This window comes from Klebsiella michiganensis (assembly GCF_015139575.1).
Classification (GTDB): domain Bacteria; phylum Pseudomonadota; class Gammaproteobacteria; order Enterobacterales; family Enterobacteriaceae; genus Klebsiella; species Klebsiella michiganensis.
This window is the reverse complement of the sequence record NZ_AP022547.1, coordinates 4178329-4193465: the sequence shown is the minus strand read 5'-3', so window position 1 is coordinate 4193465 and position 15137 is coordinate 4178329. Positions and strand designations below refer to the sequence as shown.

General features: G+C 56.0%; 13 protein-coding genes. 11 read left to right on the top strand and 2 right to left on the bottom strand.

The features are described from left to right. The first annotated feature begins 203 nt into the window (after positions 1-203). The 11 genes from sdhC (at position 204) to JLG71_RS19730 (ending at position 12870) form a co-directional block, all read left to right on the top strand. On the top strand, positions 204-608 hold the full coding sequence (gene sdhC, locus JLG71_RS19780) for a succinate dehydrogenase cytochrome b556 subunit (RefSeq protein WP_014837839.1): 405 nt from the start codon (positions 204-206) through the stop codon (positions 606-608). Then, entirely contained in the window at positions 602-949 is a 348-nt protein-coding gene (sdhD, locus tag JLG71_RS19775; protein WP_004100278.1) for a succinate dehydrogenase membrane anchor subunit, read from the top strand. Before sdhC ends, sdhD begins: the two co-directional genes overlap by 7 nt. Next, positions 949-2715 carry a succinate dehydrogenase flavoprotein subunit gene (sdhA, locus tag JLG71_RS19770; protein WP_025106368.1) on the top strand — a complete coding sequence of 589 codons (1767 nt, stop codon included), beginning with the start codon at positions 949-951 and terminating at the stop codon, positions 2713-2715. Before sdhD ends, sdhA begins: the two co-directional genes overlap by 1 nt. Positions 2716-2730: 15 nt before the next feature. After that, positions 2731-3447, top strand: a complete 717-nt coding sequence (sdhB, locus tag JLG71_RS19765; RefSeq protein ID WP_004130526.1) for a succinate dehydrogenase iron-sulfur subunit SdhB — start codon at positions 2731-2733, stop codon at positions 3445-3447. Positions 3448-3951: 504 nt separating this feature from the next. Then, a complete protein-coding gene (gene sucA / locus JLG71_RS19760; protein ID WP_004130528.1) occupies positions 3952-6759 on the top strand; it encodes a 2-oxoglutarate dehydrogenase E1 component in 2808 nt (935 codons plus the stop codon). 14 nt (positions 6760-6773) lie between these two features. Continuing rightward, entirely contained in the window at positions 6774-7997 is a 1224-nt protein-coding gene (gene odhB / locus JLG71_RS19755; RefSeq protein ID WP_004848921.1) for a 2-oxoglutarate dehydrogenase complex dihydrolipoyllysine-residue succinyltransferase, read from the top strand. 99 nt (positions 7998-8096) lie between these two features. Beyond that, the gene (gene sucC, locus JLG71_RS19750; RefSeq protein ID WP_004848923.1) at positions 8097-9263 is read left to right on the top strand and encodes an ADP-forming succinate--CoA ligase subunit beta; all 1167 of its coding nucleotides are present in this window, start codon (positions 8097-8099) and stop codon (positions 9261-9263) included. Then, on the top strand, positions 9263-10132 hold the full coding sequence (gene sucD / locus JLG71_RS19745) for a succinate--CoA ligase subunit alpha (RefSeq protein ID WP_004100288.1): 870 nt from the start codon (positions 9263-9265) through the stop codon (positions 10130-10132). Before sucC ends, sucD begins: the two co-directional genes overlap by 1 nt. Before the next feature lie 164 nt (positions 10133-10296). Further along, the gene (locus tag JLG71_RS19740; RefSeq protein WP_064379176.1) at positions 10297-11067 is read left to right on the top strand and encodes a helix-turn-helix transcriptional regulator; all 771 of its coding nucleotides are present in this window, start codon (positions 10297-10299) and stop codon (positions 11065-11067) included. A 395-nt stretch (positions 11068-11462) separates the two neighbouring features. Next, a complete protein-coding gene (locus JLG71_RS19735) occupies positions 11463-12365 on the top strand; it encodes a LysR family transcriptional regulator (RefSeq protein WP_004848928.1) in 903 nt (300 codons plus the stop codon). A gap of 7 nt (positions 12366-12372) precedes the next feature. Next, positions 12373-12870, top strand: coding sequence for a hypothetical protein (locus JLG71_RS19730; RefSeq protein WP_200913768.1), 498 nt, complete (start codon positions 12373-12375; stop codon positions 12868-12870). Positions 12871-12872: 2 nt separating this feature from the next. On the opposite strand, the gene cobO is transcribed toward JLG71_RS19730, so the two are convergent. Together cobO and JLG71_RS19720 are read right to left on the bottom strand one after the other, a co-directional pair. After that, positions 12873-13475, bottom strand: coding sequence for a cob(I)yrinic acid a,c-diamide adenosyltransferase (gene cobO / locus JLG71_RS19725; protein WP_200913767.1), 603 nt, complete (start codon positions 13473-13475; stop codon positions 12873-12875). A 9-nt stretch (positions 13476-13484) separates the two neighbouring features. After that, positions 13485-15137 (bottom strand): class I fumarate hydratase, encoded by a 1653-nt coding sequence (locus JLG71_RS19720; protein WP_025108138.1) that lies wholly within the window; start codon positions 15135-15137, stop codon positions 13485-13487.

Genomic DNA, 15137 nt, shown 5'->3' with positions numbered 1-15137 from the left:
ACTATATGTAGGTTAATTGTAATGATTTTGTGAACGGCCTATACTGCCGCCAGGTCTCCGGAACACCCTGCAATCCCGAGCCACCCAGCGTTATTTTGTCACGCTTTAACTCCTGGAAAGGCGTTTTAACATGACTTTTAGTTATAGATAAGGACGCTGTCTGACCCGCAAGCAGACCGGAGGAAGGAAACAATAAGAACAGCATGTGGGCGTTATTCATGGTAAGAAATGTGAAAAAACAAAGACCTGTCAATCTGGATCTGCAAACGATCCGGTTCCCAATCACGGCGATAGCGTCCATTCTCCATCGCGTATCCGGAGTGATCACCTTCGTGGCGATCGGGATTCTGCTTTGGCTGCTGGGCACCAGCCTTTCCTCTCCCGAAGGTTTTCTCACTGCGGCATCCATTATGGATAGCTTCTTTGTGAAGTTCATCATGTGGGGCATTCTGACCGCGCTGGCGTATCACGCGGTGGTCGGTATTCGCCACCTGCTGATGGATTTTGGCTACCTTGAAGAAACCCTCGAAGTAGGGACACGCTCCGCCAAAATTTCTTTTGTTATTACTGTCGTGCTTTCACTTCTCGCAGGAGTCCTCGTATGGTAAGCAACGCCTCAGCACTAGGACGCAACGGCGTACATGACTTTATTCTGGTCCGTGCTACCGCTATCGTTCTGACCCTCTACATCATCTATATGGTTGGCTTCTTTGCCACCACCGGTGAAATTTCATGGGAAGTCTGGACGGGCTTTTTCTCCTCCGCGTTCACTAAAGTCTTCACCCTGCTGGCTCTCGTTTCCATTCTGATCCACGCCTGGATCGGGATGTGGCAGGTATTAACGGACTACGTTAAACCACTGGCCGTGCGCTTAATTCTGCAACTGCTGATCGTTGTTGCGCTGGTGGCTTACGTTCTTTATGGATTTGTTGTGGTGTGGGGTGTGTAATGAAATTGCCTGTCAGAGAATTTGATGCTGTTGTCATTGGTGCCGGCGGCGCAGGTATGCGCGCGGCGCTGCAGATTTCCCAGAGCGGCCAGACCTGTGCGCTGCTCTCTAAAGTTTTTCCGACCCGTTCCCATACCGTTTCCGCGCAGGGTGGTATCACCGTCGCGCTCGGTAATACCCATGAAGATAACTGGGAATGGCATATGTACGACACCGTTAAGGGGTCGGACTACATTGGCGATCAGGACGCCATCGAATACATGTGTAAAACCGGCCCGGAAGCGATTCTGGAGCTGGATCATATGGGTCTGCCGTTCTCGCGTCTCGAAAATGGCACGATTTATCAGCGTCCGTTCGGCGGCCAGTCGAAAAACTTCGGCGGCGAGCAGGCGGCACGTACCGCTGCGGCGGCTGACCGTACCGGTCACGCGCTGCTGCACACTCTCTATCAACAGAACCTGAAAAATCACACCACTATTTTCTCCGAGTGGTACGCGCTGGATCTGGTGAAAAACGCCGATGGCGCGGTGGTCGGTTGTACCGCCCTGTGTATCGAAACCGGTGAAGTGGTTTACTTCAAGGCTCGCGCCACCGTGCTGGCTACCGGCGGCGCCGGTCGTATCTACCAGTCCACCACCAATGCCCATATCAATACCGGCGACGGCGTGGGTATGGCGATCCGCGCCGGCGTGCCGGTGCAGGATATGGAAATGTGGCAGTTCCACCCGACCGGTATCGCCGGGGCGGGCGTTCTGGTGACAGAAGGCTGCCGCGGTGAAGGCGGCTACCTGCTGAACAAACACGGCGAACGTTTCATGGAACGTTATGCCCCGAATGCGAAAGACCTGGCGGGTCGCGACGTGGTGGCGCGTTCCATCATGATCGAAATCCGTGAAGGTCGCGGCTGCGATGGTCCGTGGGGCCCGCACGCCAAGCTGAAGCTCGATCACCTCGGTAAAGAAGTGCTGGAATCCCGCCTGCCGGGTATCCTGGAGCTCTCCCGCACCTTTGCCCACGTCGACCCGGTAAAAGAGCCGATTCCGGTTATCCCAACCTGCCACTATATGATGGGCGGTATTCCGACCAAAGTGAGCGGACAGGCGCTGACCGTCAACGAGCAGGGCGAAGATGTGGTTATTCCGGGACTGTTCGCGGTAGGCGAAATCGCCTGCGTATCGGTACACGGCGCGAACCGTCTGGGCGGCAACTCGCTGCTTGACCTGGTGGTCTTTGGCCGCGCGGTGGGTCTGCACCTGCAAGAGTCTATCGCCGAGCAGGGCGTACTGCGCGACGCGACGGATGAAGAGATCGACGCTTCTCTGGAACGTTTGAACCGCTGGAACGGCAACCGGAATGGTGAAGACCCGGTCGAAATCCGCAAAGCGCTGCAAGAGTGTATGCAGCATAACTTCTCGGTCTTCCGCGAAGGGGATGCAATGGCGAAGGGCCTTGAGCAGCTGAAAGCCATCCGCGAGCGTCTGAAAAACGCCCGCCTGGATGATACTTCCAGCGAGTTCAACACCCAGCGCGTTGAGTGCCTGGAGCTGGATAACCTGATGGAAACCGCTTACGCCACCGCGATGTCTGCGAACTACCGTACCGAAAGCCGCGGCGCGCATAGCCGCTTCGACTTCCCGGATCGTGATGATGAAAACTGGCTGTGCCATTCCCTGTATCTGCCAGAGTCGGAATCCATGACGCGTCGTAGCGTCAATATGGAACCGAAGCTGCGTCCGGCATTCCCGCCGAAGATTCGTACTTATTAATGCGGAGACAGGAATATGAAACTCGAGTTTTCAGTTTATCGTTATAACCCGGACGTAGACGATGCTCCGCGCATGCAGGATTACACCCTGGAAGCGGAAGAGGGTCGCGACATGATGCTGCTGGACGCGTTAATCCAGCTGAAAGAGAAAGACCCGTCGCTGTCGTTCCGCCGCTCCTGCCGTGAAGGGGTTTGTGGCTCCGACGGTCTGAACATGAACGGGAAAAATGGTCTGGCGTGCATCACGCCGATCTCCGCGCTGAATCAGCCGGGTAAGAAAATTGTTATCCGTCCGCTGCCAGGATTACCGGTTATCCGTGATTTGGTGGTAGACATGGGGCAATTCTATGCACAATATGAGAAGATTAAGCCTTACTTGTTGAATAATGGGCAAAATCCTCCGGCTCGCGAGCATCTGCAGTCGCCAGAGCAGCGTGAGAAACTCGATGGTTTGTATGAGTGTATTCTCTGCGCATGTTGTTCAACGTCTTGCCCGTCGTTCTGGTGGAACCCGGACAAGTTTATCGGCCCGGCCGGCCTGCTGGCCGCGTATCGCTTCCTGATCGACAGTCGCGATACCGAAACCAGCGAACGCCTTGAAGGGCTGAGCGATGCTTTCAGCGTATTCCGCTGTCACAGCATTATGAACTGCGTCAGTGTGTGCCCTAAGGGGCTGAACCCGACGCGCGCCATCGGCCATATTAAGTCGATGCTGCTGCAGCGCAGTGCGTAAGTAACCCGGTCTGCCCCGGATGGCGCTAGAGCTTATCCGGGCTACCAAAAGCAGTAGCCCCGGCAGCGTTCGTGCCGCCGGGAAATGAATACCCTAAATAATTCGAGTTACAGGACGGCGGCGACGCAGCGAATCCTCAGGAGCTTACTCAAGTAAGTGACTGGGGTGAGTGAGGAAAGCCAACGCACATGTAACTTGAAGTATGAAGGGGATAGCAGGAAATCTTTAAAAACCGCCAAATATGTACCAGTAATCAAGGCGTTCAGAGCGAGGTAAGGCGGCAACTGAACGCATCTCCGGGAGCATAGTGAACTATGTGACCGGGGTAAGTGAAGGCAGCTAACGCAACCGCAGCCTGAACGCCGAAGATTAATGGCAGTTTTTAAAGGTTCCTTAGCGGACGAAACCACAACTCATCCGCAACAAGTGAACCCCGGCACGTACAACTTCTGTGCGTGGTAGTTTCTACGGCGAAATAAGCATATAAATGCTTAAGGGATCACGATGCAGAACGGCGCAATGAAAGCCTGGCTGGACTCTTCTTACCTCTCTGGTTCGAACCAGAGCTGGATAGAACAGCTCTATGAAGACTTCTTAACCGATCCTGACTCTGTTGACGCCAACTGGCGTTCTATGTTCCAGCAGTTACCTGGCACCGGAGTCAAACCGGATCAATTTCATTCCAAAACGCGTGATTATTTCCGCCGCCTGGCGAAGGATGCCTCGCGTTACACTTCTTCGATTTCCGACCCTGACACCAATGTGAAGCAGGTTAAAGTCCTGCAGCTCATCAACGCATACCGCTTCCGTGGTCACCAGCATGCGAATCTCGATCCGCTGGGACTGTGGCAGCAAGAGAGAGTGGCGGATCTCGATCCGGCTTACCACGATCTGACCGAGGCCGATTTCCAGGAGATCTATAACGTAGGTTCTTTTGCCATCGGTAAAGACACGATGAAGCTGGGCGATCTGATCTCTGCCCTGAAGCAAACCTATTGCGGCTCCATCGGCGCGGAATATATGCACATTACTTCTACCGAAGAAAAACGCTGGATCCAGCAGCGTATCGAGTCGGTAGCAGGCAAAGCGAGCTTTAGCGCCGAAGAGAAAAAACGCTTCCTGAGCGAGCTGACCGCGGCGGAAGGACTCGAACGCTACCTCGGGGCGAAATTCCCGGGCGCAAAACGCTTCTCGCTGGAAGGCGGGGATGCGCTGATCCCGATGCTCAAAGAGATTATCCGCCACGCGGGTAAGAGCGGCACCCGCGAAGTGGTGCTGGGCATGGCGCACCGCGGTCGTCTGAACGTACTGGTCAACGTGCTGGGTAAAAAACCGCAGGACCTGTTCGACGAATTTGCCGGTAAACATAAAGAACACCTCGGTACCGGTGACGTGAAGTACCACATGGGCTTCTCGTCCGACATGGAAACCGAAGGCGGCCTGGTGCACCTGGCGCTGGCGTTTAACCCGTCGCACCTGGAAATCGTCAGCCCGGTGGTTATCGGCTCCGTACGCGCTCGCCTCGATCGTCTCGACGAACCGAGCAGCAACAAAGTTCTGCCGATCACCATTCACGGCGACGCCGCGGTCACCGGCCAGGGCGTGGTTCAGGAAACCCTGAACATGTCCAAAGCTCGCGGTTACGAAGTGGGCGGTACCGTACGCATCGTGATTAACAACCAGGTGGGATTCACCACGTCTAACCCGCTGGATGCGCGTTCTACCCCGTACTGCACCGACATCGGTAAGATGGTGCAGTCGCCGATTTTCCACGTCAACGCCGATGACCCGGAAGCGGTCGCTTTCGTGACCCGCCTGGCGCTGGATTTCCGTAATACCTTCAAACGCGATGTCTTCATTGACCTGGTGTGCTACCGCCGTCACGGCCACAACGAAGCCGACGAGCCGAGCGCAACCCAGCCGCTGATGTACCAGAAAATCAAAAAGCATCCGACCCCGCGCAAAATCTACGCTGACAAGCTGGAAGCCGATAAGGTCGCGACGCTGGAAGACGCTACCGAGCAGGTTAACCTCTACCGCGACGCGCTGGATGCCGGCGAATGCGTGGTGCAGGAGTGGCGTCCGATGAACATGCACTCCTTTACCTGGTCCCCGTACCTCAACCACGAGTGGGATGAGAGCTATCCGGACAAAGTTGAACCTAAGCGTCTGCAGGAGCTGGCGAAACGCATCAGTACGGTGCCGGAAGCCGTTGAGATGCAGTCGCGCGTCGCGAAAATCTATGGCGATCGTCAGGCAATGGCCGCCGGCGAGAAGCTGTTCGACTGGGGCGGCGCGGAAAACCTTGCCTACGCCACGCTGGTCGATGAAGGTATTTCGGTGCGTCTGTCCGGCGAAGACTCCGGGCGCGGGACCTTCTTCCACCGCCACGCGGTGATCCATAACCAGAAAAATGGTTCAACCTATACGCCGCTGCAGCACGTCCACAACGGTCAGGGCCATTTTAAAGTCTGGGACTCCGTGCTGTCGGAAGAAGCGGTCCTGGCGTTTGAATACGGCTATGCCACCGCAGAGCCTCGTACTCTGACCATCTGGGAAGCGCAGTTCGGCGACTTCGCCAACGGCGCGCAGGTGGTTATCGACCAGTTCATCAGCTCCGGCGAGCAGAAGTGGGGCCGCATGTGCGGTCTGGTGATGCTGCTGCCGCACGGCTACGAAGGCCAGGGGCCGGAGCACTCCTCCGCGCGTCTGGAACGCTATCTGCAGCTCTGCGCCGAGCAGAACATGCAGGTTTGCGTACCGTCCACGCCGGCGCAGGTTTACCATATGCTGCGTCGTCAGGCGCTGCGCGGTATGCGTCGCCCGCTGATCGTGATGTCGCCGAAATCGCTGCTGCGTCACCCGCTGGCGGTATCGAGCATGGACGAACTGGCTAACGGCACCTTCCAGCCGGCAATCGGTGAAATCGACGATCTCGACCCGAAAGCCGTGAAGCGTGTTGTGCTGTGCTCTGGTAAGGTTTATTACGACCTGCTGGAACAGCGCCGCAAGAAAGAGCAAAAAGATGTCGCTATCGTTCGCATAGAGCAGCTCTACCCGTTCCCGCACCAGGCGGTACAGGAAGCGCTGAAACCGTATGCGCACGTGCATGATTTTGTCTGGTGTCAGGAAGAACCGCTCAACCAGGGCGCGTGGTACTGCAGCCAGCATCACTTCCGTGAAGTGATTCCGTTTGGGGCCTCTCTGCGTTATGCAGGCCGCCCGGCCTCCGCCTCTCCGGCGGTAGGATACCTGTCCGTTCACCAGAAACAGCAACAAGATCTGGTCAATGACGCGCTGAACGTCGATTAATTAAAGGATACATAATGAGTAGCGTAGATATTCTGGTTCCCGACCTGCCTGAGTCCGTAGCTGACGCAACGGTTGCCACCTGGCATAAAAAACCGGGCGATGCGGTTGTTCGTGACGAAGTGCTGGTAGAAATCGAAACTGACAAAGTGGTACTGGAAGTACCGGCTTCAGCGGATGGCATTCTGGACGCGGTGATTGAAGACGAAGGCGCTACCGTGCTCTCTCGTCAGATCCTGGGCCGCCTGCGTGAAGGCAACAGCGCGGGCAAAGAGTCCGGTGCGAAAGCCGATGCCAAAGAGTCGACGCCGGCCCAGCGCCAGCAGGCTTCTCTGGAAGAACAAAACAACGATGCGCTGAGCCCGGCGATTCGCCGTCTTCTGGCGGAACACAGCCTCGACGCGGCGGCCATTAAAGGCACCGGCGTTGGCGGCCGCCTGACCCGTGAAGACGTGGAGAAGCATCTGGCGAGCGCGCCGGCTAAAGCTGAAGCGCCGGCGGCTGCACCCGCTGCTGCTGCTCCGGCGGCGCAGCTGGGCAACCGCTCGGAAAAACGCGTGCCGATGACCCGTCTGCGCAAACGCGTTGCCGAGCGTCTGCTGGAAGCGAAAAACTCCACCGCCATGCTGACGACCTTCAACGAAGTCAACATGAAGCCGATTATGGATCTGCGTAAGCAGTACGGTGACGCGTTTGAAAAACGTCACGGTATCCGCCTGGGCTTCATGTCCTTCTACGTGAAGGCGGTCGTGGAAGCGCTGAAACGCTATCCGGAAGTGAACGCCTCTATCGATGGCGACGACGTGGTGTACCACAACTATTTCGACGTCAGCATGGCGGTCTCCACGCCTCGCGGCCTGGTCACCCCGGTTCTGCGCGACGTCGATCTGCTGGGCATGGCGGATATCGAGAAGAAAATTAAAGAGCTGGCAGTAAAAGGCCGCGACGGCAAGCTGACCGTAGACGACCTGACCGGCGGTAACTTCACCATTACCAACGGCGGCGTATTCGGTTCTCTGATGTCTACACCGATCATCAACCCGCCGCAGAGCGCGATTCTGGGCATGCATGCCATTAAAGATCGTCCGATGGCGGTGAATGGTAAGGTGGAAATTCTGCCGATGATGTACCTGGCGCTCTCCTACGACCATCGTCTGATCGACGGACGTGAGTCGGTTGGCTACCTGGTTGCGATTAAAGAGCTGCTGGAAGACCCGACTCGTCTGCTGCTGGACGTGTAGTCAGCAAGAGTATGACCTACCGTAGGCCGGGTAAAGCGCGCGAGCGCCGTTATCAGGCCTACAGGTTTATAATTATTCCCTGAAGGATGGACTGAACACATGAACTTACATGAATATCAGGCAAAACAACTCTTTGCCCGCTATGGCTTACCGGCGCCGGTGGGTTATGCCTGTACTACTCCGCGTGAAGCAGAAGAAGCCGCTTCAAAAATCGGCGCGGGTCCGTGGGTAGTGAAATGTCAGGTTCACGCTGGTGGCCGCGGCAAAGCGGGCGGTGTGAAAGTAGTTAAGAGCAAAGAAGACATTCGCGCATTTGCTGAACACTGGCTGGGCAAACGCCTCGTCACCTATCAAACAGATGCGAACGGCCAGCCGGTTAACCAGATTCTGGTTGAAGCGGCGACCGATATTGATAAAGAGCTGTACCTGGGCGCGGTTGTTGACCGTAGCTCCCGTCGCGTGGTCTTTATGGCCTCTACCGAAGGCGGCGTGGAAATCGAAAAAGTGGCGGAAGAGACTCCGCACCTGATCCACAAAATCGCCATCGATCCGCTGGCGGGTCCGATGCCTTACCAGGGCCGCGAACTGGCGTTCAAACTGGGTCTGGAAGGTAAACAGGTTCAGCAGTTCACCAAAATCTTTATGGGCCTGGCGACCATTTTCCTTGAGCGCGACCTGGCGCTGATCGAAATCAACCCGCTGGTGATCACTAAGCAGGGCGACCTGATCTGTCTCGACGGTAAACTGGGCGCTGATGGCAACGCGCTGTTCCGCCAGCCGGATCTGCGCGAAATGCGCGACCAGTCGCAGGAAGACCCGCGCGAAGCTCAGGCGGCGCAGTGGGAGCTGAACTACGTCGCGCTGGACGGCAACATCGGCTGCATGGTGAACGGCGCGGGCCTGGCCATGGGCACCATGGACATCGTTAAGCTGCACGGCGGCGAACCGGCTAACTTCCTCGACGTTGGCGGCGGCGCAACCAAAGAGCGCGTCACCGAAGCGTTTAAAATCATCCTCTCTGACGACAACGTAAAAGCGGTTCTGGTTAACATCTTCGGCGGTATCGTACGCTGCGACCTGATTGCCGACGGCATCATCGGCGCGGTAGCCGAAGTAGGCGTTAACGTCCCGGTAGTGGTTCGTCTGGAAGGTAACAACGCCGAACTGGGCGCGAAGAAACTGGCTGACAGCGGCCTGAATATTATTGCAGCGAAAAGTCTGACGGATGCAGCTCAGCAGGTTGTTGCCGCAGTGGAGGGGAAATAATGTCCGTTTTAATTAATAAAGATACCAAGGTTATCTGCCAGGGCTTCACCGGTAGCCAGGGTACATTCCACTCTGAACAAGCCATCGCTTACGGTACGCAAATGGTTGGCGGCGTAACGCCGGGCAAAGGCGGCACCACCCATCTGGGCCTGCCGGTGTTCAACACCGTGCGCGAAGCGGTAGAAGCGACCGGCGCAACCGCATCCGTTATCTACGTTCCGGCGCCGTTCTGCAAAGACTCCATCCTGGAAGCTATCGATGCAGGCATTAAGCTGATTATCACCATCACCGAAGGCATCCCGACGCTGGATATGCTGACCGTGAAGGTGAAGCTGGATGAAGCGGGCGTGCGCATGATCGGGCCAAACTGCCCGGGCGTGATCACCCCTGGCGAATGCAAAATCGGCATCATGCCGGGCCACATTCACCAGCCGGGTAAAGTGGGCATCGTTTCCCGTTCCGGTACCCTGACCTATGAAGCGGTTAAGCAGACCACTGATTACGGCTTCGGCCAGTCCACCTGCGTGGGCATCGGCGGCGACCCGATCCCGGGCTCTAACTTCATCGATATCCTGAAGCTGTTCCAGGAAGATCCGCAGACCGAAGCGATCGTCATGATCGGTGAGATCGGCGGTAGCGCGGAAGAAGAAGCGGCCGCTTACATCAAAGATCACGTAACCAAACCGGTTGTCGGCTACATCGCCGGCGTGACCGCGCCGAAAGGCAAACGTATGGGTCACGCGGGCGCCATCATTGCCGGTGGTAAAGGGACGGCGGATGAGAAATTCGCCGCGCTGGAAGCCGCTGGCGTGAAGACCGTTCGCAGCCTGGCCGATATCGGCGAAGCGCTGAAAACCGTAATTAAGTAATAAGTAAAAAAACAGCCCTGACGTTCTGCATGGTTAAGGGCTGGTCCAATTTCGACATGGTTGGCCATCTGATGATGGCCTTTTTTTGCCTGCCACTGCGCCATCAGGCGTTACGCCGTTTTCGCCCGCGATTTCATGCCGTTTAATCATATTCATCTGCGCAAATGAGATTATTTTTTGCGTCCGGCATCATCCTTTTTATCCGCGCTATTTTGCATATTAAGTGCTTGCAAAAGGCGGTGGGGAATAATGTGGTGCGAAAGAAAAGGCATGAACAATGGGAGGGCTTTAGCTCGCTGGCAGCGCTTTTTTCGCGGGCTACCGGGCTGGAGACCACGGTGATTGAGGCGAATGACAATCGATTACCTGCTGGCTATGGTGGGTTAAATTTCTTTGCCTTACCGCTGATTCAGGACAATACATTATCCGGTTATATTATTTGCGACCATCATAACGCTACCGACAACCAGCATCGGGCGGCGGCGATAAGATTACTGCATTTTATCGTTAATAATATGTCTGCGATTGCAGAAAACAGGCAAGTGGACGAGAAACCGTTGCGGCATAAGAGAGAGTTTTATTATTCACAAAAATCGTCGCATGAAATAAAACTGCTGTCGGCATTACGCTATATTGATGAAAATTTATATGGTGAGCTGTCTTTAGAGACCGTCGCCGCTCACGTTTGTTTAAGCGCAAATTATTTTAGTCGTTTTTTTAAAAAACGCCAGGGGGTGAATTTTAAAGTCTGGGTTAATCAGCGCAAAATGCAGCGTGCCGGAGAACTGCTTGGCGATCCGTCATATTCGGTAGACAGCGTAGCGCGTAAGCTTCAGTTTGCGCAAACCAGCTACTTTTGTCGGGTGTTTCGCGCCGCTCATCGCACCAGCCCGCAGTCGTTCCGCGATCGGCGTCTGGCAGCCGCTTCACGGTAAGTCGATTAGCCGCCGTTTTATCGTTAATACAGATTTTTCCTGGAGCGCTCATAATGTGTGGCCGATCGCGGAAAAATTTTCATTTATGCTCACCAGCGGGCAATTAAATTTCACCGTCTCATCGACTGACTTCGCAAATAAACAAGTTAATGTGAAAAAATATTGACAACTTATTGTTGTTATTTGCATGGCAATCACATTGTTTAAATTGTGTTTATTGTAGTGCCTGGGTATTATTGGTTATTATTTGATCAATAACAGTGTGCATTAATCATGGAATAGATCAATGACATCTGAAGGTAAAATAAAATATAACACCCGGGGCTAATCTGATGTCCTTGCGCGCTTTTTTTATCTATTAAACAATTTTTTGCACGCCGTAAATGGAAGACGTTATGAGAGGAAAAATCCCCAAAACTGAATTACTGGTGACCTTTGAGGTTGTGGCTCGCCACGAAAGTTATACTCGAGCAGCGGAAGAGTTGGCTTTAACACAAAGCGCCGTGTTCCGACAGGTCACGGCGCTGGAGGATTTCCTCCATACGTCATTATTTAATCATGCTAAAAAAAGGATTTTTTTAAATGCGGCTGGCAAGCATTATTTGACTATCGTTAAGGAAACGCTTAACAAACTGGAACGTGATACCAACTCCATTATGACATGGCAACCGACGGTGCAGGTGCTTGAGCTGGCCGTCAATCCTACCTTTAGCACCCACTGGCTGATCCCCAACCTGCGCGAGTTTAATAAATTACATCCGGGCATTATCGTTAATATTCATTCGCTGGCTAATATTGGCGATTTTCTTAGCCGCGAGTACGATGCCGCCATTATGCGCGAGGATTTTTGCTCGCCGTGGGCGGAGGTTGAGTATCTGTTCGAAGAGGAAATTCTGCCGGTGTGCGGCTGCGGGCTGCTGTCCGAACCCGGGCAGAAGCTGGCGGTCGAGGAGCTGCTGGGCGAGTTTCCGCTGCTGCATCAAAGCACGCGAATTCACGGCTGGCAGGAGTGGTTTGCGCTGTCGAATATCACCAGCCCGCAGATCAACATCGGTCCGCGTTTTGACCTGCTCTCAATGCTGATTGCGGCGGTGCGTTCGAACCTGGGGGTGGCGCTGCTGCCGCGTTTTGCCATTCAGCATGACCTGGATAGCGGTGAGATGGTGATCCCCTGCGATGTGCCGATTCGCACCGGCAACCGCTTCATTATGACGTGGCAGGAGGATAAAGCGGAATCCCGACATTTACAGGTATTCCGCGAGTGGCTGCTGCAAAAATCGGTGGTCTCGGCAGCCTGACGGCGCGTTGTCAGCGCCGCAGACGGCGGTGCCGGGCGCAGAGCGGCATCATTTCCCGGAGGCGATGCTGCGCATCTGTCCGGGCTACCGGCCCGCAGAACGCTGTGAACCCGTAGCCCGGGCAAGGCGCATCAAGCGCCGCCCCCGGGAGCATAGCGCAGAGTGGCTGAATTTCCCGGAGGCGATGCTGCGCATCTGTCCGGGCTACCGGCCCGCAGAACGCTGTGAACCCGTAGCCCGGGCAAGGCGCGTCGAGCGCCGCCCCCGGGAGCATAGCGCAGAGTGGCTGAGTTTCCCGGAGGCGATGCTGCGCATCTGTCCGGGCTACCGGCCCGCAGAACGCTGTGAACCTGTAGCCCGGGCAAGGCGCATCGAGCGCGGCCCCCGGGAGCATAGCGCAGAGTGTCTGAGTTTCCCGGAGGCGATTCTGCGCATCTGTCCGGGCTACTGGCCCGCAGAACGCTGTGAACCCGTAGCCCGGCTAAGCGCAGCGCGAGCCGGGTAAAACTACCAGTCGATTCCCACCTGCGCCTGAATACCGCTGTCAAAGGCGTGCTTCACCGGACGCAGCTCACTAACCGTATCGGCAAGCTCCAGCAGCCGGGCGTGGCAGCCGCGGCCGGTGACAATCACGTTCTGCCGCGGCGGACGATTCTCTATCGCCGCGATCACTTCCTGAGTATCCAGATAGTGATACGCCAGCATATAGGTAAGTTCATCCAGCACCACCAGATCGTAGCTCGGGTCGGCCAGCATGCGCTTGCTCTCCTGCCATACGGCCGACGCCGCCTCGATATCTGCCTCCCGGTTTTGCGTTTCCCAGGTAAAGCCGGTGCCCATAATGTGAAACTCAACGCCGAGCGGATGCAGCGTGTTGTACTCTCCATTATCCCACTGACCTTTAATGAACTGGGCAACACCGACGCGCTTACCGTGGCCGACGGCGCGCGTTGCCGTACCGAAGGCGGCGGTGGATTTACCTTTGCCGTTGCCGGTGAAGACGATCAGAATGCCTTTTTGCTCCGTTGCCGCCGCCACGCGGGTAGCAACCTGCATTTTCAGCTTCTGCTGGCGCTGACGATGGCGGTCGGGATTGCCTCGCGCGTGCATAAATGCTCCTTAGTGTCCTGCCGGACAGGTGGCGCAGCGGTGCTGCTGCTCGAACTGGCTAAAGAAGTTGTTGCCTTTGTCGTCAACCAGCACAAACGCGGGCAGATTTTCGACTTCCATCATCCATACCGCTTCCATGCCCAGCTCCGGATACTCCAGGCAGCGCAAACTTTTCACATACTGCTGCGCCAGCAGGGCCGCCGCGCCGCCGATGCTGCCGAGATTAAAGCCGCCGTGTTTATGGCAGGCCTCGGTCACCTGCTGGCTGCGGTTGCCTTTGGAAAGCATGATCAGACTGCCGCCCGCCGCCTGGAAAGCGTCAACATACCCATCCATGCGTCCGCCGGTGGTGGGGCCCAGCGAGCCGCAGGCCAGATTATTCGGCGTTTTCGCCGGGCCGGCGTAGTAGACAATATGCTTGCGCATATACTCCGGCATCGGTTCGCCGTTATCCAGACGCGCTTTGATTTGGGCATGGGCGATGTCGCGGGCGACGACAATCGGACCGCTCAGCGACAGTCGGGTGCCCACGGGCAGGGCTGACAGGTCGTGGAGGATGTCGCGCAGCGGCCGGTTCAGATCGAGCTGGACGGTCTGCGCCCCGTTTTCTATGCGCTGAGAATCAGGGATAAACTTGCCCGGGTTATGTTCCAGCTTCTCCAGCCAGATGCCGTGTTTGTTGATTTTGGCTTTGATGTTTCGGTCGGCGGAGCAGGAAAGCGCCATTGCGATAGGGCAGGAGCCGCCGTGCCGCGGCAGGCGAATCACGCGAATGTCGTGGGCGAAGTATTTGCCGCCAAACTGTGCGCCGATGCCGAACTCGCGGCTGGCTTTGAGCAGCGCCGCTTCCAGCGACGTATCGCGAAACGCCTGGCCCAGTTCGTTTCCGCTGGTGGGCAGATTGTCGTAATATTTTGTCGAAGCCAGCTTCGCCACCTTCAACGCCTGGTCCGCCGACAGGCCCCCCACGACAAAGGCGATGTGGTACGGCGGGCAGGCGGCGGTGCCCAGCGCCTTCATTTTTTCAATCAGGAAGGCGGTGAGTTTTTCCGGCTGCAGAATAGATTTTGTTTCCTGAAATAGCGCGGCTTTGTTCGCCGAGCCGCCGCCTTTATTGACGAAAAGGAAGCGGTACTCGCTGCCCGGCACCGCGCTGATATCAATCTGCGCGGGCAGGTTGGTCTCAGTGTTGACCTCGGTATACATATCAAGGGGGGCATTTTGCGAATAGCGTAAATTGTTTTCCTGAAAGGTGGTGTAGATGCCCTGACTCAGAGCTTCCGCGTCGTTGCCGCCGGTCCAGACGTTCTGGCCTTTGCTCGCGACGATGGTGGCGGTCCCGGTATCCTGGCAGTTTGGCAGCACGCCTTTTGCCGAGACTTCGGCGTTGCGCAGCAGCTGTAGCGCAACGTATTTATCGTTGCCGCTGGCCTGCGGGTCGTGCAGGATGCCGGCGATCTGCTTTAAGTGCCCGGCGCGCAGGAAAAACGACGCCTCATAAAATGCCTGCTGAGCCAGCAATGTTAACGCTTCCGGCGCAACCTTGATGACCTCTTCTCCATCTAACTCTGTCACCTTAACATGTTGATTCGTTAGCAGTTCATATTCGGTATTATCGTTGCTCTGAACAAAAAGTTCCTGCCAGACAAAGGGTTTCGACAT